The following is a 24,335-nucleotide window of genomic DNA, read 5'->3' as shown; positions in this document are numbered from 1 at the left end:
AATTTAGTTTCGTATTGAGCCACTTATTAGTCAATCGGAAACAATAGCTGCGAAGAGTGCCGCTGCCGTTAACGTGGGGGCGGCTTTGCCTATGTCGCTTTGCCGGACGACCATACATTTGGCATGCGAACCCACCCGGTCGTTCACCAAGGGCAGCAGGAAAACTCCGCCAGAAATTGGCGGTGCATGCCACTTTCATATAGTGGACACAGGCGATTATAAGAACGAGACTGAACTTGCCGATATGCATCTCGGATGGCTGAGATGCCCAATTCGGCTGCAGTGTAACAATCGCCTAGGGATCTCTGCGATCATGGCCATAGCCAAGAGGAAACAAGCGGACGCGGAAGACGCGAGTCGGAACGACGATCGCGCATCTTCTGGAAGCCGTGGCGAACTGGGCGACAGATTGCGAAATATCCGCCGGAAGCGGGGGTGGACGCTGGACCAGGCGAGCGGAGCGACGGGCGTTGCGCGCTCGACGCTGTCGAAGATCGAGAACGGCGCCATGTCGCCGACCTTCGATCTGATCCAGAAGCTGGCTCAGGGGCTGTTGGTCGATCTCGTCCAGCTTTTCGGCGGAGGAGCTGTCGGCGGGGCGCCGGGGCGTCGTAGCCTGATGCTGCACAACAACGGCCCCGTGCTCGAAAGCTCGACCTATTCGCACGCGCTGCTGGCCGCGGACCTGTCCAAGAAGCGCATGCTTCCGTTTTTGTCCCGCATCAAGGCCCGCTCTTTAGGCGATTTTTCCGAGATGAATCGCCATCAAGGCGATGTCTTCCTTTATGTCGTTAACGGCGAGATCGAGTTCTATTCAGAATACTACTCGCCGGTGAAGATGTCGTCCGGGCAAAGTATCTATTTCGACGGACAGATGGAGCACGCGCTGGTCTCCATATCGCAGAGCGATGCCGAAGTACTTTGGGTTTGCGACAACTGGTCAGGACAGAACGACATCGACGTCTGAGGCCATATCGCACGAGCTGGCGCTCCCTCCAGCGCGCGGCCGGATCAGCACGTCGACCGATCAGGACGCGCTTTCGAGATGCCAGGCGTTTCCTCGGCCCGTCAGCATCGCTCGATCCTATGGGCGATCACGAGAGAACCGCGTGCGTCAGGATCGCACCGGTTTCGTAGTAGGCGGCTTTGGCGACTGTGAATTGCTCAGCATATGAGCCGATCGGCTCGATCGGAAGCCCGGCGTCGTCGCCGGTCAGCAGCGCGGCGGCCGCGCTCGTACCGAACACGGTCCCGGGAGCGATCCCACGCCCGGAATATCCGAAGCAGGCATAGGCATTGGGACCAAAGGCTACGACCTTGGGGATGTGATCCTTCGTCATCGCGATGCGACCGCGCCAGGCATGCGAGAACCCGGTCCCCTGCAGCGCTGGAAACAGAGAGGCGAGCTTGCGCCTGGCCCAGGCGTGGTGGATCCCCGATCCAGGTCCATCGCTGTTCCCGACGCCTCCGACGATCAGGCGGCCGGCCTTGTCGGTCCGGAACGACGACATCACGATCGCCGTGTCCCAGCAGCCCTCGCCACCGGAAAGGATCGACTCGCGCAGCCGCTCGGGCAGCGGTTCCGTGGCGAACTGGCAATAGCTGACAGGAGTGAACTGGGGAGCGAAGGGCCCGTCGAACTGGCGCTGATAGGCGTTCGTGGCTAGCAGGACCGCTTTCGCGCGCACCGTATGACCATTCGCTGCGGCCATCCACTGCCCATCACCGTGATGGAGAGAGGCGACGGCGGTCCTGGCATGGATGGCGGCGCCCGATGCCCTGGCCGCGCGCGCGAGCCCGCGGCAATAGCTCAAGGGTTGGATGGTGCCGGCTCGCGCATCCCAAAGGCTGCCGAAATATGCTGACGTACCTGTCCGTTGCGCCGTTTCGGCCTCGCCGAAGAGCTTCAGCGGCGCTCCATACAAGACACCTTGCCGATGACGCTCCTGAAGTTCGCCGACCGCCGCTTTGGAGTGCGCCAGATGCAACGTCCCATTGCGAACGGCTTCGCACGCGATCCCTTCCGCCTCGATGATGGCGAACACGCGCTGCGGACCGTCGCCTAGGATCTGGATCAGGCGGCGGCCGGCCTCGAGCCCCATCGTCTCGGTTACCTCGTCAGGTGGAAGCCAGAGGCCTGCATTGACGAGGCCGACATTGCGGCCCGATCCACCATGCGCGATGGCCTCGGCCTCAAGTAAGCAAACCGACGCTCCCCTGCGCGCGGCCTCCAGAGCGGCTGCGCAACCTGTGAAGCCGCCTCCCACGATCAGGAGATCGACTACGAGATCCTGCGAGAGCGGGGGAGCGTCGACCTGTTCCTGCGAGCTGTTGCGCCACAGGATTGTCTGATCTTCCGAAGTCATGAGCTCATACCGATGCAAGCCGCTTCGCGACCGATGACGAATTCAGGAGAGGGGCTATTCCCGCCGAGATCGACCTCGCCTCATGTGCCGAAATAGGCTTCCTCGATGGCGCCGCTCCTGACGATCGCCTCTCGCTCGCCCGAGGCGGTGATCTGCCCGGAGGCAATGACGACGCATTTGTTGCATGAGGCCAGCGTCTCAGAGAGGCGCTGCTCGGCGATGAGCACGGTCAGGCCAAAGGTCCTGCCCAGCTTGACGATGCTGGCGAAGATCTCGGTGACGATCTTCGGGGCCAGCCCCATCGACGGCTCGTCCAGCAGCAGCAGCTTCGGGTCCATCATCAGGCCACGCCCGATCGCCACCATCTGCTGCTCTCCGCCAGACATGGTGCCTGCGAGCTGTCCGCGACGCTCCGCCAGGCGCGGGAAGAGGTCGTAGACGAATGCGAGGCGCTCCTCGCGCGACTTTTCGGCCGCCAGCGTGGTCGCTCCAAGCGCCAGGTTTTCCGCGACGGTCAACTCGCCGAACACCTGCCGCCCCTCAGGCACATGCGCGAGGCCGAGGCCGGGACGCCGGTGCGGCGCCATGGTGGTGATGTCGGTGCCATCGAAAACCACCTTGCCCTTCGCGATCTGGAGGGATCCGGATATGGCGCGCAGCAGCGTCGTCTTGCCGGCGCCGTTGGGGCCGACGACACCGAGAATGTCTCCCGCATCGACGCGCAGGGAAACGTCGCGGATCGCATCTGCACCGCCGTAGCCCGCTGAAAGATTGTCACATGTCAGCATGGGCGAGCGTGTCCGTTCCCAGATAAGCGGCCTTGACCTCCGGATCGGCAAGGACATCGTCCGGCAGCCCGTTGGCGATAATCTCGCCGTGGTCCAGAACGATGATCCGATCGACGAATTTTCTCAGCGCGGGGACGGTATGGTCGATGATGATGACCGTGAACCCGGCTTTGCCCAACTCGGCCAGCAGGTCGGATATGACGCTGATCTCACTGCTCGCTACGCCCGCGAATGGCTCGTCCAACAGGATAAGGCGGGGGCTGGCCGCCAGAGCGCGCGCAAGCTCGACCAGGCGAAGTTCGAAATTGCTTAGCTTTTCTGTCTCCGCGCCGAGTTTAGAGCCGAGCTGCAACTCGCCCGCCACGCGCGTGGTGATCTGGAACGCCTCCTCGAGCCCGAGTTTCGAAGCCAGGCAGCCGACCAGAACATTTTCGAAGACTGTCATCTCGGGAAAAGGTCGAGCGACCTGGAAGGTTCGCCCAATGCCGAGCCGGGCGATGGCGTCGGGCTTCTGCCCGATCAGTTGCCGTCCGTCGAACACGGCGCGTCCACCGCTCGGTTTCACAAAGCCGCTCAGCACGTTGAACAGTGTCGTCTTGCCGGCTCCGTTGGGTCCGACGACCCCGACGATCTCGCCTTTCTTCGCATCGAACGAGACGCCGCGCAGGGCATAGTTCCCGCCGAACCGGACCGCGATGTCCGAGCATTCGAACAGGACCTGCTGAGAGACCTGATGCGAGCCGCCCTGCCAGAGCGAACCGCTGGCTCCTGCCTGCTGGGCCGTGGGGATTTTGGAGACGATCCTGTCGGTGCCGCGCGACTTGAAGCTTCGCACCAGCCCGGACGGCATGAACAGCATCACCGCGATGATCGCGGCACCGAGCATGACGCCCTGGACGCCGGGCAGCGCCGCGCCAAACTCAGCATAGAGGATCTCGGTCAACGGAACGAGCACGGCTGCACCCAGTAGCGGCCCCCAGACGGTACCGACGCCGCCGAACATCGAGATGATCAGGGCCTGAGCGGAGACATGCATGCCCAAGACGCTGTGGGGCGTCACGACAAGCATGACGAGGCAGTAGAGTCCGCCGGCGAGGCCGGCCAGCCCGGCGCTGACGGCGATGGCGACCATCCGCAGCCGGAAGGCGGAAAGGCCGGAGGCCTCGGCTGCCGCCTCGTTTTGGCGCAGAGCCTGCAAAGCCAATCCGAACCGACTCTTCTGCAGGCACAGCGCCAGGACCACCGCGAGGAGCAGCATGCTGATGTTCACGAGCGTGAGGACGCGCGGATCGCCGAACTGCAGGTGGAAGCCTGCATTCTCCCGTCGCAGCGGGAGGGCTACTTCCTGAAGGCCGAGCCATTCGGCGCAGTACATCGCCGAAATCGGAAAAGTCAGCATGGCGAGCGCGAAATAGTGGCCGCGCAGGCCGAACGTGATCCTGCCGATGACGAGCGAGGCGGCTATCGCGACCAGGCAGCCAACCGGAATTCCAACGAGCGGGGTCACGTTGAGCTTCGTCGCCATCAGCGCCGTCGTATAGGCGCCGAGGCCGAAGAAGATCGCATGGCCGAACGACACCATGCCCGACAGCCCGCTGAAGACATTCCAGCCGACGGCGAACAGCGCCCAGATGGCGACCAGCGAGACGATCAGCTGATAATAGGCGCTGCTGACGAAGAACGCCGCCAGGAAGAGCGCGACCGCCGCGACGCAGAGCGCCACGACATCGTTGCGAGACCAGCTGAACATCGTCAGAGCCTCGCCGCGTTGTTGCCGAAGAAGCCCTGCGGACGCAGCACGAGCAGGGCCAGGAAGATCAGGAAGACCAGCACATTCTGCAGTTGCAGTGGCACGATGAGGGACGCCATCTGCTGGATCACGCCGATGGTGAGCCCGCCCCAGAAGGCGCCGATGAACGATCCCATCCCACCGAGCACGACCCCGGCATAGAGGACGATGATGAATTCGAAGCCGACAAAGGGACCGACGGGATAGAAGGTGGCCATCAGCACGCCGACAAGCGCGGTGATCCCGCAGCTCAGTCCGAAAGCAATGCCGTAATGTCGATCGACATCGATGCCGACATAGGTCGCGGCCGTGGGCTTGTCGGCCGCGCCGCGCATGCGCGCGCCGAGATCGGTCTTGCGCAGGAACTGGTACATCGAGAACACGACGGCCACGACTATGATGGTGACGATCACGCGGCCCTTGTTGACGAAGATCATCAGGTCGTTCGTCCCGAGCGCCCAGGCCTGCGACAAGATGTCGGACGTGATCGATTGCGGGCGCGAGCCGAACATCATCAGAAAGACGTTCTGGAGCAGCAGCGAAATGCCGAGCGTGACGATCAGCTGCGCCTGGTGGCCGCCGTCACGCGTCGTCTCGATCACCTTCATGCCGCTGACATGGCTCAACAGCGCCTTGTGCAGGAAGACGCCGAAGCAAAAGAACACTGGAAACGCCAGAATGGCGGCGACCAGCGCCAGTGCAAATGAATTGAACTGCAGGAACGACGCGAGAAAGAGAACCAGTATCACGCCGAAATACATGCCGGCGGTGATGAACTCCCCCTGGGCGAAGTTCACGACGCGCATGATGCCGAACACCAGGCTCAGTGCCGCGCATAGCGCGCCGTAGACGCAGCCCATTGCGATGGCCGGTACCAGCTGCTGCAGGAAAGCTTCGAGATCAGCCATTTTGATAGGTCTGCCGAGGGTCCGAAAAGCAACAGCCGGACGCGCCTGCCCGGCGTGTCCGGCAGTGGATCGATCACGCCTTCTTCCAGATCGCCTTGGCGACCGCGTCCGAGCTCGGCCCGATCACAACCGGAACGCCGTTCTGCCACTGCAGGACGACCATCGGCGAGCCAGCGCGACGGCCTGCTGCATCGAACTTCATCGTTCCACCTACGAAGTAACGCGCCGCCGAGGCGCTACCGCTCAGATCGGTCTGACGCAGCGCCGTGGACACCGCAGCCTTCTCTGCGACCTTGGCGCGCTCCAGGGCATCCTTGAGCAGCCAGACTTGGCCATAGGTGGAGATAAAATCCTCGGTCAGCCAGGGCTCGCCGGCGCGCTTACGCAGGCCCTCGGTCATTTCCTTGATCTGCACACCTTCCCAGTTGCCGACGACGACAACCATGCCCTCGACGAGATTAGGCTTGATGTTTGCGACCACCTCCGGCGAGCCGTTCTGCGGCGCGACGGTCACGATCGGGATCTGCGCGCCACCGAGCTGGAACTCCTGCAGCTTTTCGATGATGACCTTGAGGTCCGGAATCGTCGTGGCGTAAACCAGCAGAATATCCGGCCGGGCGCGGCGTACCTTCTGTGCAATGGAGGTCGCATCGGTGAGAGGGGGCGTGTAAGTCTCGTCGACGACCAGCTCCAGCGCGTTCGCCGCGACCACCTTCTCGCGGATGGCCTTCATCACGGACTGGGCCGGCAGCGAGCTGTCGGCGATCGCCGCCAGTCGCTTGGGCCGCGCGCCAGTGGCCTGCTGGGCAAGGTTCATTACCGCCGGAATGGCATCGTTGGCCAGCGCACTGGACACCGGCGCGGTCTGGTAGATGTGCTTGAAATCGCGCGCGGTCAGCAGATCCGAATAGGAGTAGGTCATCCACGGCAGCCCGGCGCGCTCGGAAATCTCCGTGGCGGCAAGCGTGAAGGAGCTCAGCCAGGCGCCGAGGCCGGCGACGAGGTTCGGCTCCTCGGACAGGACGCGCTGAGCGGCACTCTTGGCGCGCTCGGGGCTGTCGCCGGCATCTGCCACGACGACTTCCAGCTTCGCGCCGCCCAGCGCCGCGATGCCGCCGGCTGCATTGACATCAGCTACGGCGAGTTCGGCGCCCTTGCGCATCAGGGCCCCGGAGCGGGCATTGGGCCCGGACAGGGGCGTAAGCAGCAGGAACTTGATCGGCTGTCCCTGAGCCAGCGCAGGCACCATGCCAAGGCCGAGAGCGGTGTTGAATGCGATGGAGCCGGACAGGAAGTCTCTGCGGTCGAATTTAAGCATGGCTTACCCCTCGTTTATTTTATGATGCTTTTGAGATGCTTACTGAGCCCAGGTCGACCTCAGGAATTCGTGCCAGTTCCTTCCGACGACGTTCTCGATGACGCGCGAATTCAAGCCGACCTTCGCCAGTGCATCGAGCATGTTCGGGTAGCAATCCAGGCGCTCAAGCCCTTTCAACACCGGAACATCGGCGAAGCTGGTCAGGCGGCGGCCATAGCCCTTATCGACCGCGATCATCTCGAACCAGTCCGGCCCCCAGCCCTGCGCGATGTCGGTGCCGATGCCGATGCGCTCGTCGCCGGCGATGTTCACGACATGCGCGACGGCGGCAGCGAAATCATGAACATCCGACTCAATGCCGCGCGCCAGGAAATGCGGCACGCTGGCAACACCGCAGAAGCCTCCCTTGTCGATGATGTAGCGGATTTCCGCATCGGTCTTATTGCGAGGATGATCCTTCAGCGCCCTCGGGCAGCAATGGGAATAGGCGACCGGCCGCGAGGAATAGTCGATCACGTCGCGGGCGGTCACAGAGCCGACATGGCTGAGATCGACCACGATGCGGTTCTCGTGCAGGGCGTCGACGAGGTCATGGCCGAAATCGGTCAAGCCCCGATCAGTCGACTCGTAGCATCCGCAGCCCGCCGTGTTCGCAGTGTTATAGGTCAGCTGAACGATCCGGAGCCCAAGCTCGGCGAAGGTGTTCACATGCGGAAGGTAGTCCCCGAAGCCGGTGCTGTTCTGCCAGCCGACGATAATGCCGACCTTGCCCGAGGCCTTGGCCGCGTCGATATCCGCTACTGTGTAGATCTGCATCGCAATGTCGGAATTGTCGCGGATCAGCTTCTTCAGGTCCGCCACGTTCTTCATCGTCGACGGAAAGTCGTCCCAGACGCACGTCGTGCAGTTCGCTGCCGTCAGGCCGCCCTTCTGCATCTGAAGAAGCAGTTCGCGATCCAGATTGGATACGACCAGGCCGTCGATGATCATCATGCTTCGTCCACCCGTAATCATGTCGTGTGTCGCGATCAGCCCCTCGCTGCTCGCGGCCCCACTGCCGGACAATGTCCAGATCTGCCCCGAAAGAGTGGACTTTAGAGTTTCATAGAAGTCAATATGCTACGATCGGAAACTTTTGCGAGACGCCGGTTTTCGCTGCAACGATCGTGCTGGTGACGGTCGGAAGCGTTGCCGCCGCTCGTGTGAGGTGTAGCTGCGAGCGGGATGCTGTTCCGGCGTCGATCTTTGGCCTGTGCATCCCCGCCCGCGCCTTGCGAGCGGAGGCCCTCGAACCGGGCGGCGCGGAGCTTGCTGAACCGGAAGATTATGCGAGCGGAGAGACAGAATTTCCGCGTAAAGGAAATTTCGTATCCTATGGACATCCGCGCCGATATCGCCGGCCTCGTTAGTCGGCGCAGATCGGCCCGCCGCACGAGGAGATTCCTGATGATCCGGATTACGCTCGCTGGGTGCACCGGCTGGGTTGGCAAAGCGCTCATCCCGGCTGTTTCAGCGGCTCCCGACCTTGAACTCGTGGCCGGTGTTTCGCGCAAACCCGCGGGGTTGGACCTTGGAGCCGCTGCAGATGTCCCAGCGAATGGGCTTCCGATTTTCGCGACGGTGACGGATGCGCTCGCCGTCCCGTCTGACGTCTTGATCGATTACACTCTGCCCGGCAGCGTCAAGCTGAATACGCTTGCCGCAATAGCCGCCGGTCGCCATGTGGTGGTCGGCACTTCAGGCATGAGCGCGAGTGATTATGATGAAATCGACCTGGCCGCCAAGGCGTGTGGTGTCGGAGTGCTCGCCGCCGGCGATTTCTCCATCACTGCGACGCTGCTCCGCCGCTTCGCGCGCGAGACGATCAGATACGTTCCGGATGTTGAGATCATCGACTATGCCTCGCCGTCCAAGCCCGACACCCCCTCCGGTACGGCTCGGGAATTGGCTGAGACCCTAGGGGCGGAGCGCCTGGCGGCCACCTCCAAGCTGGTAGCGGAGCTCGAAGGCGTGCGTGAGACGCGGGGCGGCGCGATTGGCTCCCCACAAGCGGTTCAGGTCCACTCATTGCGAATGCCGGGTTTCGTCCTGTCCTGCGAGGCAGTGTTCGGCCTGTCGGACGAAACGCTGATCATTCGCCACGACGCCGGGACCTCGGCAGCGCCTTATGTTGCGGGAACGCTCCTGACAGCGCGCCGGGTTGGCGACCGGCCAGGGCTAAGACGTGGTCTCGACTCATCGATGAATTAAGCGGTCGGTATCTTAGGCCGTTTCGCTCGCGAGAAATTCTGACAAGCTTGCGGACCGGTGAGCCCTGCTTGAGCAATGCTCCGACGGCCACCACCACAGTAGGCTAGCCGCTGCGAATGTCAGCTTCTCGCCAAGCGCTCAATGTCTGCTCTGGGCACTACCCCAAGGTCCGCTCATGGCGCGAGCAACCTCAAGATATCTAGGGCGGTTCCGACCAGATTTGAGGTTGAGGAGAAGCGTCCCATCGCTCTCGGCGATGGGATCGACTTAATTTTTGATATTGTCGGCGAGCTCCGCCTTCATAAAATCCGCGCTGAAGGAAAGCCCTCGGAGGAAGGAGCATGCCGTTCTCATCGTTGAGTGACCCAGTCGATCTCGCTCGGGCGCAGGCGGCCTTAGAGGCCGCGTGGAACGAAGTCAGATCGACCATTCCTGATGCGTTTGATGAGCGAGAGCGAACCAAGCTGGCCTACATCGTCGCCGCGCTGGTGGCGATCGCCGAAGATGAAGATGACCTGGCAAGGCGGGCCATCGAACGATACCGGCGGGCTGCTGTTGCTTGAAGGACGCGACCTTTGGTGGAGCCTCGCCCATTGGAAGCCTGAACCTTGCTGACGCCGACCAAGAGGATTAGGTGCAATAATTCGGCTGGTCTCATAAGGCACCCTAATCAATGGCGCAGCCGAACTTCAACGATCTCGCCGCCTTCGCCATGGTGGCGAAGGAGCGCAGCTTCACCAAGGCGGGTGCCAAGCTGGGCGTCTCGCAGTCGGCGCTGAGCCAGACCATCAAAGCTCTTGAGGAACGCCTGAAGCTACGGCTTCTGACGCGCACGACCCGAAGCGTCGCTCCGACCGAAGCCGGCATGCGCCTTCTCGAAAGCGTCGCGCCGCGCTTCGACGAGATCGAGGCGGAGATCGCGGCACTCGGCGAATTGCGGGGCAAGCCAGCCGGGACGATCCGCATCACGGCCGGCGAACATGCCGCGATCTCCGCCCTGCAGCCCGCCCTGAAGCGCTTCCTGCCGGATCATCCCGACATCAAGGTCGAGATCATCGTCGACTATGGCCTCGTCGATATCGTGGCGGCGGGCTACGATGCGGGGGTGCGATTGGGCGAACAGGTCGCGAAGGACATGATCGCCGTCCGGATCGGCCCCGAGATGCGCATGGCCGTGGTTGGATCGCCGGATTATTTCAAGCACTTCGGTATTCCGGAGACGCCGCAGGACCTGACCTCCCATAACTGCATCGCATCACGCCTTCCCACCTATGGCGGGCTGTTTCCCTGGGGCCTCGAAAAGGATGGCCGCGAGGTCAAGGTGCGGGGCGATGGGCAACTCGTGTTCAATAGCCTCGCGCTGCGCCTGAATTCGGCACTCGACGGCCTCGGGCTGGCCTACCTCCCCGAGGATCAGACGATCCCGCATATTCGCGCCGGCAAACTCATACGGGTGCTTGAGGATTGGTGCCCGCCCTTCCCCGGCTACCATCTCTACTATCCGAGCCGGCGGCATTTCTCGCCGGCCCTGTCGGTGCTCGTCGACGTCCTGCGCTATCGCGGTTGAACCCGTAATAGGTGATGACCATCACCAGCCCGGCAACGGCCGTGCAATGGATGAAGAAGCCCGCGACCGCTTCCTCGAAGTTCCACCAATCCAGCGTCATCCGCATGGAGAGTTTCGTACCCAGACCGAGCTGGACGAAGCTCCAGACGCCGTGGATCGCGATCGTCCCCGCGACCGCTCGCAGCATGAGTGTTCGCAGCGGGTTCGTTCGTTTGGTCCCGAACAGGTTGCGCGCCACCCCCATCAGCATCGGCCAGCGCAGGCCGAGATGGATCGCGACGATAAGCAGGATCCAATAGGCGGCGAGCGTGTGGATCTGCCGCACGGTGAAGCCACCCCAGGGCGGCAGGTATGGCGCCAGCGCGTTCGAAATCAGCACGCTGGTGAGGAGCAACGCCAGCATGGCGATCAGCAGCGCGAAAGTCACCGCGACATTGAACAGCCTGCGGGGCTCGCGCCGTGTCCGCGCAATCCCACCCCACCAGCGCCGGTTGAAGACGTTATGGGTGATGAGGAGCAGGAACATCGCCGTTCCCGCCAGCTCATGGACAGCGTTGCCCAGCCACCAATAGGCGAAGCCGAGCAGCAGCAGCGCCGCGGTCAGGCCATCGAGCCACAAACGGGTGAGAAAAAGACGGTTCACCTCGCGATTTCCCGACTATTCGATCGGCGTGCCGTTGAAGCGGGGAATCCGGGAACCGGTGAACAGATATTCCGCCCCCGACTGGCTGCTGTGGCAGGACTGGCAGCGCGCAGTGTTCTCCGCGTTGTTGATGGTCTTGTCCGGCCAGAACCACTGGAACTGCCAGTCGCCGGTACGGCGGCGCTCGTCGTAATCCGCGCCCCAGCCCTGGCCCTTTTCCATGACGAAATAGCGGAAGAGCTTGCCGTCGCGATGGTCGACGAGCACGAAATGCGTGCCAGCGGGCACGGGCTGGCGATCCTTGATCGCCTGGATCGCCTCGGGCGTCGTCATGATGTGCTCCATGACGTTGCCGCGGCGCACGGTGGTGTAGTGCACGAGTTTGTCGAGCTGCGGGAAGGTGACCTTGTTGGCCTCGGCATGGACTTGCCAGCCGACGGCGAGAACGGCCGCCATGGACAAGCCCGCCAGAGCGATCTGGAATGCAGGGATTTTCATCTTCGTCTCGTTTCTAGCGCCGGTACTGCTCGTCGGTGACGTGCTCCAGCCAGTCGACGGTCTTGCCGTCCTGTGCCTCGGAGATGGCGATATGCGTCATGCCGGTGGCCGGAGCTGCGCCGTGCCAATGCTTCACGCCCGGCGGGATCCAGACGACGTCGCCGGGACGGATCTCCTGGATCGCGCCGCCCCAGTGCTGCACCAGTCCCGTGCCGGCCGCGACGATGAGCGTCTGGCCGAGCGGGTGCGTATGCCAGGCGGTGCGCGCTCCCGGTTCGAAGGTCACCGTGCCGCCGCTGACCCGCGCCGGCGCGCTGCCCTGGAAGCGGCCGTCGACACGGACAGCTCCGGTGAAGTTCTGGGCGGGGCCGACGCTCGGTTTCAGGGAGCCGGCGCGCTGGACGACGATCTCCTGACTGGTTTGGGCCAGGGCAGAGACGATGGGCAGCAGCATCGCGATGAGTGCGAGTCCTGGCGCGAACATCCCGGCCATCATTTCGGCTTGAAGACGTCGCGGGCGACCCCGATCGCCGTGATGGCGTTGGGCCAACCGGTGTAGAAGGCGAGTTGGGTGATCGCCTCGACGAGCTCCTCCTCCTTGACACCGTTCTGCCGCGCGAGCGCGAGATGCGAGCGGAGCTGATCGGGACGGTTCAGTGCGATCAGCGCGCTGACGGTGACCAGGCTACGGTCGCGCTTGGCGAGGCCCGGGCGCTCCCAGATGTCGCCGAACAGCACATTGTCGGTGAGCTCCGCCATCTTGGGCGCGATGTCGCCCATCAGTTGCTGGGCCCGGGAGGGCGGCTTGGCGGGAGTCGTACTGGATGCGGCGGGTGGCTGGCTCTGGGCGATCACCATGGTGGACAGTCCTCCGGAGAGCAGCAGGCCGGCTGCGACGAACAGATTTCGGGTGAGCTTCTTCACGGGTGCACGGCTCCTCGGGGGCAAGACCATGACGGCCCGGAATGGAACCGGGACGTCACGCTGCTGAAAGCTTTCTCGGGATGGCCCAAGCGATGGGTCTGCGGGTTCTGAACGGTCAGACGAGGGTCCGGGCGAAGAACGGCGTCAGCTTGCCCAGCGCGGCGTCGACATATTTGGGGACCCAATAGGTCTCGATATGCGTCGCGCCCTCGATCTTGAACAGTTCCTTGTCCTTGGTGCCGACAGCCTTCGGGAACGCGTCCTCGGTCATGTAGAGGCTGTCGGCCTTGCTGCCGGCGATCATCAGCAGCGGCTGGTCGATCAGTTCGATCTGGTCGGTGGCATCCCAGCGCATCAGGTCGAGCAGGCTGCTCATCGTGTACTTGAAGGTCGAATTCGGATGCGCGTGCGTCTTCCAGTAGTACTCGTAACCCTGCCGGTACATTTCGAAGGGAAGCTTGGCGATCTGCGCGTCGGTCAGGTTGGCGTCGCCCGCATAGAGGATTTCTCCCCGGGCCATCTCCTGGGCACGAGCCTGCGAAACCTGCTTCAGGCGGTCCTGAATCGTGTTCAGTTGCGAATCCGCGAAGCCGTTGCGACGAACCCGTCCCGAGTTGAACATGCTCAGCGTCGCGATGGTCTTGAACCGCTTGTCGGCCTTCGCCGCCGATAATGCGTAGCCGCCACCACCGCAGATGCCGAGCAGGCCGAGACGCTCGGCATCGACGCCCGCATAGCGGGTGATGAAGTCCGCTGCGCCATGGATGTCCTCGATGCGGAACTGGGGCTTGTCCACGCTGCGCGGCTGGCCGCCGCTGCCGCCCTGATAGGCCGCGTCCATCGTGATCGTGATGTAACCCTGTTCCGCCAGGCGCTGGGCATAGAGGCCAGCGACCTGTTCCTTGATGCCGCCATTCGGGTGCGCGACGACGATGGCGGGATATTTCCGGCTCTGATCGTAGTTCGCCGGGGTGTAGACATTGGCGACGATGTCCAGCCCGTTGAACGTGTAGGTGGCCGGGTGGATGTTGACCTTGCCCGGCTCGTTACTCGTGATCGCGCCGCCATAGACCAAGCCGAACGGATTCTGCTTGTGGTCGGCTGCGCCGGTGGTGGGATTGGCCATTGCTGAAACTCCTGGAACTGTAGCGGAGAGCACAAGCGCGGAGGTCCCCAGGAATTCGCGTCTGCTCGTGTTGATGGCTGTCGTGGTCATTTCGACCTCCGATCCGTGATCCGAAGGGAGAGCGCTGCCCGCGTCGCGCCGGTTGTCGCGCCGGCTGTCGCGCAAGCGGTTCAGTCGAGCTTCTTCTCGGCCAGGAATTTCGAGACCAGATCGGCGATCGCGACATTGTTGAGGTCGGACATCGGGAAATGCGTGTTGCCCTTGATGCCGATCTCGGGGAGATGCACGAGGCGCGCGTCACCACCATGCTTGTTGACGGCTGCGACCCAGAGCTTGGCCATGGCGAGCCGCACGCGCCAGTTGTCCTGCCCCCGCTCCGCGGTCGGCTCGACCGGAAAATTGTCGCCATAATAGATGACGATCGGGATGCGGGTGAGCTTCTGGAAATCCGCCGTCGGCACAGCCTCGGGCGACAAGGCCCCGGCCGCACTCGGCATAACCGGGGGCAGTTCGCCCTCTGGAAAGATGAAGCCGCTGCCCGGTTCGAAGGCGACGATGCCTTTAACGTTCGCGCTCCTGATCGCCGTCAGCCAGCCCGGGGCCCCGCCCTGGGAATGCGTGAACAGGATTGCAGGGCCGGTCTTGGCGAACAGCGCCGCCATCGCGTTGGAGATCACGCCGGCATCGTAGGGTCCAGTGTTCGGCGTCACCGAACGGAAGAACTGGTCCAGCGTCTCGGGCTTGCGGTCGAACTGGACATTGTCGAAGTAGTCCGGCCATTTGCCGAGCCGGAACTGATCGAAGAAGAGTTGATCGTAAGGGGTGGGCTCGATCGTCGTCGCGACGGTGCTGTTGCCAGCCCGCCCGCGCCGCGGCTGATCCACCAGATAAACGGGGAAACCGCGGCGCAGGAACAGGGTCTGGAAGCCTTCGCGCCCGTCGGAGGTCGTCTCCCAGCTCCGCGCCGACTGGAAAGCGCCGTGCAGCATCACGATCGGCAACGCCTTCGGGTTCTGCGGAACCTGATAGAAGGCGTAGAGATGGTCGCCGTGCAGGCTTTGGCCTGCAGCCGTCGGCTTGTTGTTATCGTAGGTGCCTGCGGTCTTCGCCACCGCCCCACCGACGGCGAAGCTGCCCTGCTCCTGGATCGTCAGAGGCACGGGGTTGGCTGCCTGCTGTTGAGCGAGCGCGGGTGTCGAGCCGATCAGGCCGGCCGCCAGAAGGAAGGGCGGAATAAGGAATTTGGTGTCGATGGAAGGCATTTGCCCCTCGTTCGCTGCATCAGCTTGCGAGGAACCTAGTCACAGACCCACTCTTCGATTAGCCATCTGGATTCAATAGGTCTGATAAGCCTTGCTAATTAATACGACCACGACCTTGATGCTGAATGTCCGCTTCCTGGCAAAGCGCCAAGGTCAGTTATTGACGCATTTTCCCGGACACGCGCCAGGCGATCGTGGCGCACGGCGGATCCCCGCGATCGGAGGCGACTATGCCCAGCCCTCTGTTCGAGCAAGCCTATATCGAGAGCCTTGTCCGCTCCTACTCCCATGACAGAGCCTGCCTTGCCCCTGTTCGCAGCCGGTTGGCGCAAGGCAGGCGCCTGATGCCACTGATGGGTAACAAAGTCATCTCGAATCGAGGAAACGGCATCTTGATTTCGCATATGAAAACTGATTTCATATTTGCGAGAGGCGCCCGACGAGAATGGCGCCCCAATGGGAGGCGCCCTTGCATATCCTCGCTGCCGCCTATCGTGGGCTGCTCATCGCGCTCGTGGTGCTGATCGTCGCGATCGTCGCGATCGCCGTCGTCTTTCGCTACGTCCTCAACACGCCGCTGATCTTCAGCTTCGACCTCGCCACCATCCTCTTCGTTTGGCTCGTCTTCCTCGGTCTGGCGCCTGCGGCCCATGAGGGCTCGCACATGGCGGTGGACCTGTTCACCAGCATGCTGCCAACGGGGGTCGCCAAGGCCCTCGCCATGCTCGTGCGGCTGCTGATGATAGCGATAGCGCTTTTCCTCATCCGCCATTCTTGGGACCTCGCGATGCGGACGCGGATGGAAATCGCCTCCATGCGCATCTCGATGATCTGGGTCTACATGGCGATGCCGGTCGGCTTCGCTGTCTTCGCCGCCTATGAAATCTGGTCGCTGGCCTGCAGCGCCATGGGCCGGCCGATCGGGAGGCATGTACAATGAGCCCCGCCGCCCTGTTCGGGGTCTTCCTGTCGCTCACCGTCATCGGCCTGCCGATCGCGTTCGTCCTGCTAGGCACCGGCATCGCCGTGACACTGTCGGACCCGGACATCCTCGATGTCGCCTATATCCAGAACATCATCGTCGGGACGCAGTCCTTCCCGCTGATCGCGATCCCGCTGTTCATCCTGGCGGGCGAATTGATGAACATCTCCGGGATCACGCGCCGGCTGATGGATTTCGCCTCGGCACTGACGGCGCACATGATCGGCGGCCTCGCGCAGGTGAACATCGTGCTGTCGATGTTGCAGGCCGGCATGACCGGCTCCGCCAATGCCGAAGCCGCGATGCATGCAAAGACCCTCAACCCCGAGATGGTCCGCCGCGGCTACAGCCCGGCCTATGCTGCGATCGTCACCGCAGCCTCGGCACTGATCGCCCCGATGATCCCGCCGGGCATCGGTCTCATCCTCTACGGCTTCGTCACCGACCTCTCGATCGGCAAGCTGTTCATGGCCGGCATCGTGCCTGGACTGATCATGACCGCGGGCATGATGGTCATGTCGCATTGGGTGGCCAAGCGGCGCAGCTACGAGCGCAGCACGGAGCGGGCGAGCCCTGCGCGCCTGCTCCAGACCTTCTGGGGCGCTGTCCCGGCGATGCTGATGCCGGCGATCATCGTGATCGGCATCCGCATCGGCATCTTCACCGCTTCCGAAGCCGGTGCCGTCGCCGTCATCTATGCGCTGCTCTTCTGCGCCGTCTATCGCGAGTGCAGCTGGCGCGACATCGCCGAGTCGCTCGCCTCCACGGCCACGACGACCAGCGTGATCATGATCATCCTGGCCGCTTCGACTGCGCTGAGCTGGGCCCTGTCCTTCGAGCAATTGCCGCAGAAGGTGGCAGAGATGCTCGTCGACACGGCGGCCAACAAGTTCATGCTCTTCCTGATCGTCGCAGTGCTGCTGCTGATCGCCGGCATGTTCGTCGAAGGCACCGCTCTGATCCTGATCCTCGCGCCGATGTTCGCCCCCGCGGCGGTAAAGCTCGGCGTCGATCCGATCCATTTCGGCATCTTCTTCGTCTACATGATCCATCTCGGCGGCATCACCCCGCCCGTCGGCACGGTCATGTTCACGACCTGCACCATCGCGCGTGTGCCGCTCCAGGACTTCATCCGGGAATCGCTGCCCTGGCTCGCCATGCTCCTCGGCATCGCGGCGCTGATCGCGGCCGTCCCGGGCACCGCGACTTGGCTCGGCTATCTCTGACGGCAACCGACGACAAGAACGGCACAACTGGGAGAAGAAACATGATGATCAGAACTTTTTCCGCTTCGGCGGGACTCGCTCTGGCGCTGCTGGCGACGGCACCGGCCGCACAGGCACAGCAGAAGACCCCCGTCCTGCGCTTCGGCCACATGAATTCGCCGACGCATATCGTCAATCTCGGCGGGCAGCGCCTGAAGGCGGCGATGGAGAAAGCATCGGGAGGACCAGTCCAGATCGACATGTTCCCGAGCGCGCAGCTCGGCGAGAACTCGGCGGTTCTGGAGCAGCTCACGCTCGGCTCCAACATCATCACCCAGGTCGGCCCGGGCACCATCGCCCAATACGTCCCGAACTATTCGGTGATGGTGCATCCGTTCCTGTTCAAGAACTGGGACGAAGTGAAGAAGGTCGCGAATTCCCCGCTGGTGAAGGGCTGGGAGAAAGACCTCGTCAAATACAACATCAAGCCGCTGTGCTTCTTCAATTTCGGCACGCGCGATCTCTACACGCGCAACAAGGCGGTCAGGACGCCGGCCGACGCCGCCGGGCTGAAGATCCGCGTGCAGCCGGTGGCGATCTATACGGAGCTCGTCAAGTCGATGGGCGGCCAGGCGACCCCTATGCCCTGGCCCGAGGTCTATAGCGCGCTCTCGCAGGGCGTCATCGATGCCGCCGAGGCGCCGCCGAACGCGATCGTCGACCAGAAGCATTTCGAGGCAGCGAAGTTCTACATGAAGACCAACCACATCCTCGACGCCGCCATGGTCGTGATGAGCCTGAAGGCGTTCAACGCGCTCAACGCCGACCAGAAGACGGCCCTAGAAGCCTCCGCGAACGAGGCCTGCGACTGGATGACGGCCGAATCCGACAAGGTCTATGACAGCTCGGTCGCCGAGCTTCAGAAGCATGGCATGACGATCGTCTCTGATGTCGACCGCGCGGCCTTCGAGAAGGCGGCGGACTCGATCCAGAAGGCGTTCCCGGACTGGTCGCCGAATCTGGTCGCGGATGTCCGCAAGCAGCTCGGCCGTTGATGAGAATGCAGTTGGAGCCGGGTTTCACCCGGCTCCGCAGGGAGTCGGAACCGTGAGTGACGAGAACGACGCTTCCAATCGCTATCGCGCGCCCGCGCTGGAAAAGGGGCTCGATATCATCGAACTCCTCGCGAGCTCGGCGAGCGGCATGTCGCTGACCACGATCGCCGGCACGCTCGGCCGCTCGATGGGCGAGATCTACCGGATCGCGCTTGCGCTCGAAGCGCGCGGCTATATCCGGCGCGAGGTCGATTCCGACCAATACGCGCTGACGCTCAAGCTCTTCGAGCTGTCGCATGAAAATCCGCCGACCAATCGGCTGCTCTCGGTCGCGTTGCCCCAGATGGAGAAGCTGGCCGCCGACGCCCAGCAATCCTGCCACCTCGCGGTCCTCAGCGGCGCGCGCGTCCTGATCGTCGCCCAGGTCGATGCGCCGCGCGCGATGCATTATGCGGTCCGCCTGGGCGCGCAATTCCCGCTGGCTGAGACGAGCTCCGGCGCGGTGCTCTTCGCCTATCAGCCGGAGCACCACCGGCAGGCGCTGCTCGATGCCAGCGTCGCTTCTTTCCCCGAACTGGCCGAGACCTTGCCGGAGCGCGCCGAGAAGGTGCTCGCCGAAGGCGGCGAGCGCCGCGAAAGCCTCGTCGTCTCCGGCGTGACCAATCTCAGCCAGCCTGTCTTCGACCATCGCGGCGTGATTGCCGCCTGCCTCACCATCCCGTTCCTCGCCCAGAAGGGCCTCGACGTCGATGTCGACGCGGCGGAGCGGGCCGTCATCGCCACGGCGGCCGGAATCTCGGCCGCGCTCGGCTGGCGCGATCCGCGCCAGGCCGCCGACAATGAAGGAGAAGCCGCATGAGCGGAGCGCTCTCAGGGCTGCGCGTGCTCGATTTCAGCCACCTGCTGTTCGGCCCCTTCGCCACGCAGATGCTGGGCGATCTCGGCGCCGACGTGATCAAGGTCGAGCGACCGGTCAGCGGCGACCTCTACCGGGACCTGCCGCCCTTCTTCAACCGCAAGGTCGGCGATTTCGAGAATCCGAGCTTCCTCGCCTGGAACCGCAACAAGCGTTCGCTCGCAGTCGATTTGAAGAACCCCGAAGGCAAGAAGCTGCTGCTGGACATCGCCGCCACAGCCGACGTCTTCGTCCAGAACTTCCGGCCGGGCGTGCTCGACCGGCTCGGCTTCGGTTACGAGGAGCTCTCGCGCCTCAACCCGCGCCTGATCTACTGCTCCGGCTCCGGCTACGGCGAAAGCGGCCCCTATCTGGAAAGACCCGGTCAGGATCTGCTGTTGCAGGGATTGTCCGGCATCATGTCCGTCACCGGACGCTCCGGCGTGTCGCCGACACCGCTCGGGGTCGCCATCGCCGACCAGCTCGGCTCCTACCACATGGTCTACGGCATCCTCGCGGCGCTCTATCATCGCGAGAAGACCGGCCGCGGCCAGAAGATCGAGGTCGATCTGTTCCGCGCGCTGATCGCACACCAGACCCAGGAGTTCGTGACGACGCTCAACACCGGCCGCGTCTTCGAGCGCCCGGATTCGGGCATCGCCCATCCCGGCATGCCGGCGCCCTTCGGCGTCTACCGCACGAAGGACGGCTTCCTGAACATCGCGATGAATCCCTTCGCCAAGCTGGTCGAGGCGCTGGAGGCGCCGGAACTCGCTCGTTTCGACGACGCCGAGGCGCTGTTCGATCGACGCGACGAGGCCCATGCCGCGATCGAGGCGGTGACACAGACGCGCACGACCGCAGCCTGGATGGAACGACTGCTCTCCTTCGATCTCTGGTGCGGCGAGGTGCTGCGTCAGGAGGAGGTGCCGGAGGACCCGCAGGTGAAGCACATGAACGCCTTCACCTCCTACCAGCATCCGGTGATCGGCGAGGTGCAGACGGTCAACGTGCCGATAACGCTCTCTGAAACGCCCGGCAAGATCGAGCGGCACGCGCCGATGGTCGGCGAGCATACGGTCGAGATTCTCGCCGAGCTCGGCTTCGATGACGAGCGCATCGCGGTGCTGCGGAGCTCCGGCGCCGTCTGGGTTCATCCGAAAGCGGATACGGTCGCGGCATGACGAACGCTCTCATCGCGTTTGAGCGGCGCGGCCCGGTCGCGCTGCTGACCTTCTCGCGCCCCGACCAACTCAACGCTATGAGCGGCGCTATGGTCGAGGGGATCCTGGCCGCGATCGCCCAAGCGGCGGGTCACCCCGCTGTCCGCGCGCTCGTGCTGCGCGGCGCCGGCGGCAACTTCATGGCCGGCGCGGACGTCAAGGCCTATGCGACGCAGTCGGCCGAGGCCTTCCGCGATTTCCAGGAGAGCGCCGGGCGCATCTATGGCGCGCTCGAAGCGCTGCCGAAGCCCGTGATCGCGGCGGTCGAAGGCTATGCGCTCGGCGGCGGCTTCGAGATCGCGCTTTCGGCCGATCTGATCGTCGCGCATGCCGAGGCCAAGCTGGGCCTGCCCGAGGTCAAGCTCGGTCTGGTCCCGGGCGGCGGCGGCACGCAGCGCCTCGCCCGCAAACTCGGTCCCAATCGGGCCGCCGAACTGCTGATGACCGGCCGTTTCGCCAGCGCGCAGGAGATGGCGGATTGGGGCGTCGTCAACCGCATTGCCGAGGACGCACTCGGCGAGGCGCTGACGCTGGCTGAGCAGATGGCGCGCCATCCCGCCGGCGCGCTCGCCGATCTGAAGCGGCTGAACCTCGCAGCCTGGCAGACCGGACTCGATGCCGGGCTCGATGCCGAGCGCGACGCGGTCTGCGCGCTTTTCCTCACCGGCGACGGCATGCAGCGCATCCGCGATTTCGTCGCCCGCTCCGAACGCAAGAAGGCCGAAGGAGCCAAGGCGTGAGCACCACTCTCGAAGGCATCACCTGGGACCACCCGCGCGGACGCGTGCCCCTCGAAAAGAGCATTGCCCGCTATCGCGCCGAGCGGCCTGGCGTCGCGATCTCCTGGCGCGCGCGCAGCCTGCGCGACTTCGGCGAATTGCCGCTGGAAGAGCTGGCCGAGCGTTTCGACCTCATCGTGTTCGATCACCCCTTCGTCGGCCAGGCCGCAAAGCGGGGTCTGCTCGTCGACCTGACGCCGCATATTCCGGCGGAGGCGATGGCGTGGCTCGATGCCGGCGCGGTAGGCCCGTCCTGGCGCTCCTATCACTGGCAGGGCGCGATCTACGGCCTGCCTATTGATGCCGCCGCGCAGGTTGCCGCCTATCGGCCCGACCTGATGGCCAAGGCCGGCCGCCATCCGCCGGCGACCTTCGACCAGTTGCTGCGGCTGGCGCGGGAGCTGCGCGAGCACGGGCGTTGGGTCGGCGTGCCGGCCTGTCCGATCGACGCGGTTTGCATGGTGCTGACACTTGCCGCCAATCTGGGGCGCCCGGTAACGACGGAGAATTTAATCTTCCTCGAACAGGGGTTCGGCATTGGCATGCTGGAGCGGCTTAAGGCCCTGGTCGGGCTGAGCCATCCGGAATCGGTGCGTATGAACCCGATCCAGATGTTGGATCTGGCAGCCGGCAGCGATGAGGTCGCCTATATTCCATACACCTTCGGCTACACCAATTACTGTCGCGAGGAAGCCGAGAAGCCGCTGCGTTTCACTGACATCGTGGCGGCGGGAGATCGCGCCTGTCAGGGCACATTGCTCGGCGGCGCCGGCTTCGGCGTCACCAGCCGCTGCCGCGATGTCGCCGAGGCGGTGCGCTACGGGCTCTGGCTCTGCGCGCCGGATTATCAGCGCACGCATTACTTCGCCGATGGCGGCCAGCCCGGCATGATCCAGGCCTGGACCGACCCGAACTGCGATGCGCAGAGCCTCGGCTTTTTCTCCGGCACGCTGCGCACGCTCGGATCAGCCTATCTGCGACCCCGATTTGCCGGCTACGTTCCGTTCTTCGAGGAAGGCGGCATAAAGACCAACGCTTTCCTGCGCGGCGAAGGCAGCGCCGAAAGCCTCGTCAACTGGTTCAATGCCGCCTTTGCCGACGCCCTCAAGAACGCCTGACAAGAGGACCGAAAAGAATGACTGGTATCCGCCTGCGCGGAATGACCTGGGACCACCCACGCGGCTACGACCCTCTCGTTGCCTGCTCAGCCCTCTACAAGGATCGCAACGGCGTCGAGATCACCTGGGAGAAGCGTTCGCTCCAGGACTTCGAGTCCTTCCCGGTCGAGGAACTGGCGCGGCGCTACGATCTGATCGTCATTGACCATCCCCATGCCGGACAGGTGGCCCGTGAAGGCTGCCTCTATCCGCTCGACCAGCCGGGCTTCTCGGCCGAGCGGCGCGCCATGCTCGCTGGTTCGGTCGGTCTGTCCTACCGGAGCTATGTCTTCGACGGCCGGCTTTGGGCGCTGCCGCTGGACGCGGCGACGCAGGTACAGGCCTGGCGGCCCGACATGCTCGACAGCGCGCCCGAAACATGGGGGGACGTCATCGCATTGGCCCGCGCCGGCAAGGTGGTCCTGCCCCTGCGCGCGCCCCATTCGTTGATGTGTGTGATGACGCTCGCGGCCAATCTTGGTTGGCAGCCCGGAGACAATGGCGAAGACTTCATGCCGCGAGCCGTCGGAGAAGCCGCGATCGGGCAGCTTACCGAGCTTGCCGGCCATCTCGACAAGCGCTGTTTCTCGTTCGATCCGATCGCAGCCCTTGACCTGATGGCAGATCGTGACGATCTCGCTTGCTGCCCGCTGGTTTACGGATACGTCAGCTACGCGCATGTCGGCTTCCGGGCAAACCGGCTCGCCTTCGCCGACATCCCCTGCCTTGGGTCGAGCGGGCCGTTGGGCTCGGTTCTCGGCGGGACGGGCCTTGCGGTCTCCGCCCGTTCCGCGCAGCACGAGGCGGCTCTGAAATTCGCCTACTGGGTCACATCGGGCGAGGTCCAGCGTGGGCCCTATGCCGCCGCCGGCGGCCAGCCGGGGCATGGAGCGGCCTGGTTGGACACTGCAGTCGATCAGGCCGCCAACGGCTTCTACAACCGGACGCGTGCGACGCTCGAAGGCGCGATTTTGAGGCCGCGGCACGATGGCTACATCGCCTTTCAAGTCAAGGTCGCGCAACTCATCACGGAAGGACTTCTCGCCAAAGCACCCGCGAAGGGTCTTGTCGAAGACATCAATCGCGTGGCGCGCGAGACGATTTTGAAGAGGAAGCCTTGATTACCGTGCGTCCACGTCGCGTTAGCCCGGATGACAAGACGCATCATCGCCGATGCGATGGCGCGCCAGTAAATCTGTCGCAGTTGGTCTAGCATCTCATAGAACGCAAATGTCCGTTTTCAGCTAGCGAGCCGGATTCCGCTATTGGCGCGACGCAGCTCACTTCACGAAGGACTATTCTTCACGGGCAATTCAGGGTCATCTCAACATGTTTGGCAGAATGTGCACCACGGCGATACGGATGTTCTCAGAGCCGATTATGGTGCAGAGCTTGGAGCTGAAGCCCTGGTAGCAGCCGCTCCCTATGCGAGCTCGGCACGATTGCTTGATCAGATTGCGATCGCAAGAAGACTGTCGGCCTAGAATTATGAATATTCAAATCCTCCCGTTCATCGTTTCGCTCTGGCGACGATCTGCGTGGGATTGACGAAACGCAGGGCGATGACGAGCCAGATCAGGGTGGTGACCATGTAGATCAC

At 63.6% G+C, this 24,335-nt stretch carries 23 protein-coding genes and 2 pseudogenes; 12 read left to right on the top strand and 13 right to left on the bottom strand.

Features of this window, described 5'->3' with window-relative positions; all coding sequences use genetic code 11:
• Positions 1 to 313: 313 nt before the first annotated feature.
• Positions 314 to 967 (top strand): helix-turn-helix domain-containing protein, encoded by a 654-nt coding sequence (locus AC1RLU_RS25160; RefSeq protein ID WP_492798820.1) that lies wholly within the window; start codon positions 314 to 316, stop codon positions 965 to 967.
• A gap of 127 nt (positions 968 to 1,094) precedes the next feature.
• Here AC1RLU_RS25160 and AC1RLU_RS25155 read toward each other — a convergent pair whose 3' ends face one another.
• The 6 genes from AC1RLU_RS25155 to AC1RLU_RS25130 form a co-directional block, all read right to left on the bottom strand.
• Positions 1,095 to 2,366, bottom strand: a complete 1,272-nt coding sequence (locus AC1RLU_RS25155) for an NAD(P)/FAD-dependent oxidoreductase (protein ID WP_492798819.1) — start codon at positions 2,364 to 2,366, stop codon at positions 1,095 to 1,097.
• A gap of 80 nt (positions 2,367 to 2,446) precedes the next feature.
• Positions 2,447 to 3,211 (bottom strand): ABC transporter ATP-binding protein, encoded by a 765-nt coding sequence (locus tag AC1RLU_RS25150; protein WP_492798818.1) that lies wholly within the window; start codon positions 3,209 to 3,211, stop codon positions 2,447 to 2,449.
• On the bottom strand, positions 3,141 to 4,877 hold the full coding sequence (locus tag AC1RLU_RS25145) for a branched-chain amino acid ABC transporter ATP-binding protein/permease (RefSeq protein ID WP_492798817.1): 1,737 nt from the start codon (positions 4,875 to 4,877) through the stop codon (positions 3,141 to 3,143). The genes AC1RLU_RS25150 and AC1RLU_RS25145 overlap by 71 nt, the downstream gene beginning before the upstream one ends.
• A gap of 29 nt (positions 4,878 to 4,906) precedes the next feature.
• The gene (locus AC1RLU_RS25140) at positions 4,907 to 5,851 is read right to left on the bottom strand and encodes a branched-chain amino acid ABC transporter permease (RefSeq protein ID WP_492798816.1); all 945 of its coding nucleotides are present in this window, start codon (positions 5,849 to 5,851) and stop codon (positions 4,907 to 4,909) included.
• 73 nt (positions 5,852 to 5,924) lie between these two features.
• Positions 5,925 to 7,169, bottom strand: coding sequence for an ABC transporter substrate-binding protein (locus tag AC1RLU_RS25135; RefSeq protein WP_492798815.1), 1,245 nt, complete (start codon positions 7,167 to 7,169; stop codon positions 5,925 to 5,927).
• 39 nt (positions 7,170 to 7,208) lie between these two features.
• Positions 7,209 to 8,162, bottom strand: coding sequence for a membrane dipeptidase (locus AC1RLU_RS25130; RefSeq protein ID WP_492798814.1), 954 nt, complete (start codon positions 8,160 to 8,162; stop codon positions 7,209 to 7,211).
• Between the two features lie 453 nt (positions 8,163 to 8,615).
• Between AC1RLU_RS25130 and dapB the strand changes: the two genes are divergently transcribed.
• From dapB to AC1RLU_RS25115, 3 genes are all read left to right on the top strand, one after another.
• Positions 8,616 to 9,419: a 4-hydroxy-tetrahydrodipicolinate reductase gene (dapB, locus tag AC1RLU_RS25125; protein ID WP_492798813.1), complete on the top strand. Its 804-nt coding sequence runs from the start codon at positions 8,616 to 8,618 to the stop codon at positions 9,417 to 9,419.
• Between the two features lie 341 nt (positions 9,420 to 9,760).
• Positions 9,761 to 9,982: a hypothetical protein gene (locus AC1RLU_RS25120; RefSeq protein WP_492798812.1), complete on the top strand. Its 222-nt coding sequence runs from the start codon at positions 9,761 to 9,763 to the stop codon at positions 9,980 to 9,982.
• Between the two features lie 110 nt (positions 9,983 to 10,092).
• Entirely contained in the window at positions 10,093 to 10,986 is an 894-nt protein-coding gene (locus AC1RLU_RS25115; RefSeq protein ID WP_492798811.1) for a LysR family transcriptional regulator, read from the top strand.
• Between the two features lie 265 nt (positions 10,987 to 11,251).
• Here AC1RLU_RS25115 and AC1RLU_RS25110 read toward each other — a convergent pair.
• The 6 genes and pseudogenes from AC1RLU_RS25110 to AC1RLU_RS25085 all read right to left on the bottom strand — a co-directional run.
• Positions 11,252 to 11,512 (bottom strand): annotated as a pseudogene (locus tag AC1RLU_RS25110) (DUF4405 domain-containing protein); the annotation flags it as partial.
• Positions 11,513 to 11,644: 132 nt separating this feature from the next.
• Complete coding sequence (locus AC1RLU_RS25105; RefSeq protein ID WP_492798810.1) at positions 11,645 to 12,127, bottom strand: cytochrome P460 family protein; 483 nt, start codon at positions 12,125 to 12,127, stop codon at positions 11,645 to 11,647.
• Between the two features lie 13 nt (positions 12,128 to 12,140).
• Positions 12,141 to 12,581 (bottom strand): (R)-mandelonitrile lyase, encoded by a 441-nt coding sequence (locus AC1RLU_RS25100; RefSeq protein WP_492798939.1) that lies wholly within the window; start codon positions 12,579 to 12,581, stop codon positions 12,141 to 12,143.
• Between the two features lie 38 nt (positions 12,582 to 12,619).
• On the bottom strand, positions 12,620 to 13,051 hold the full coding sequence (locus tag AC1RLU_RS25095; RefSeq protein ID WP_492798809.1) for a carboxymuconolactone decarboxylase family protein: 432 nt from the start codon (positions 13,049 to 13,051) through the stop codon (positions 12,620 to 12,622).
• 115 nt (positions 13,052 to 13,166) lie between these two features.
• Positions 13,167 to 14,177: an alpha/beta hydrolase gene (locus tag AC1RLU_RS25090; RefSeq protein ID WP_492798808.1), complete on the bottom strand. Its 1,011-nt coding sequence runs from the start codon at positions 14,175 to 14,177 to the stop codon at positions 13,167 to 13,169.
• Between the two features lie 170 nt (positions 14,178 to 14,347).
• Complete coding sequence (locus tag AC1RLU_RS25085) at positions 14,348 to 15,439, bottom strand: alpha/beta hydrolase (protein ID WP_492798807.1); 1,092 nt, start codon at positions 15,437 to 15,439, stop codon at positions 14,348 to 14,350.
• 469 nt (positions 15,440 to 15,908) lie between these two features.
• Between AC1RLU_RS25085 and AC1RLU_RS25080 the strand changes: the two genes are divergently transcribed.
• Genes AC1RLU_RS25080 through AC1RLU_RS25045 form a run of 8 tightly spaced genes read left to right on the top strand, consistent with a single transcriptional unit; the run spans position 15,909 to position 23,856 of the window.
• On the top strand, positions 15,909 to 16,379 hold the full coding sequence (locus AC1RLU_RS25080) for a TRAP transporter small permease (protein WP_492798806.1): 471 nt from the start codon (positions 15,909 to 15,911) through the stop codon (positions 16,377 to 16,379).
• The gene (locus AC1RLU_RS25075; RefSeq protein ID WP_492798805.1) at positions 16,376 to 17,647 is read left to right on the top strand and encodes a TRAP transporter large permease; all 1,272 of its coding nucleotides are present in this window, start codon (positions 16,376 to 16,378) and stop codon (positions 17,645 to 17,647) included. Before AC1RLU_RS25080 ends, AC1RLU_RS25075 begins: the two co-directional genes overlap by 4 nt.
• A 41-nt stretch (positions 17,648 to 17,688) precedes the next feature.
• Positions 17,689 to 18,681, top strand: a complete 993-nt coding sequence (locus AC1RLU_RS25070; RefSeq protein ID WP_492798804.1) for a TRAP transporter substrate-binding protein — start codon at positions 17,689 to 17,691, stop codon at positions 18,679 to 18,681.
• A 52-nt stretch (positions 18,682 to 18,733) separates the two neighbouring features.
• A complete protein-coding gene (locus AC1RLU_RS25065) occupies positions 18,734 to 19,540 on the top strand; it encodes an IclR family transcriptional regulator (protein WP_492798803.1) in 807 nt (268 codons plus the stop codon).
• The gene (locus AC1RLU_RS25060) at positions 19,537 to 20,760 is read left to right on the top strand and encodes a CaiB/BaiF CoA transferase family protein (protein ID WP_492798802.1); all 1,224 of its coding nucleotides are present in this window, start codon (positions 19,537 to 19,539) and stop codon (positions 20,758 to 20,760) included. The genes AC1RLU_RS25065 and AC1RLU_RS25060 overlap by 4 nt, the downstream gene beginning before the upstream one ends.
• Complete coding sequence (locus AC1RLU_RS25055; protein WP_492798801.1) at positions 20,757 to 21,539, top strand: enoyl-CoA hydratase/isomerase family protein; 783 nt, start codon at positions 20,757 to 20,759, stop codon at positions 21,537 to 21,539. Before AC1RLU_RS25060 ends, AC1RLU_RS25055 begins: the two co-directional genes overlap by 4 nt.
• Complete coding sequence (locus AC1RLU_RS25050) at positions 21,536 to 22,696, top strand: ABC transporter substrate-binding protein (RefSeq protein WP_492798800.1); 1,161 nt, start codon at positions 21,536 to 21,538, stop codon at positions 22,694 to 22,696. The genes AC1RLU_RS25055 and AC1RLU_RS25050 overlap by 4 nt, the downstream gene beginning before the upstream one ends.
• A gap of 17 nt (positions 22,697 to 22,713) precedes the next feature.
• The gene (locus AC1RLU_RS25045) at positions 22,714 to 23,856 is read left to right on the top strand and encodes an extracellular solute-binding protein (RefSeq protein ID WP_492798799.1); all 1,143 of its coding nucleotides are present in this window, start codon (positions 22,714 to 22,716) and stop codon (positions 23,854 to 23,856) included.
• Between the two features lie 389 nt (positions 23,857 to 24,245).
• On the opposite strand, the pseudogene AC1RLU_RS25040 reads toward AC1RLU_RS25045, so the two are convergent.
• A pseudogene (locus AC1RLU_RS25040) lies at positions 24,246 to 24,335 on the bottom strand (ABC transporter permease); the annotation flags it as partial.

It is taken from the genome of Allobosea sp. GW822-FHT05A11 (genome assembly GCF_058800455.1).
The sequence above is the reverse complement of the archived record's forward strand: the minus strand, read 5'-3'. Positions and strand labels throughout refer to the sequence as shown.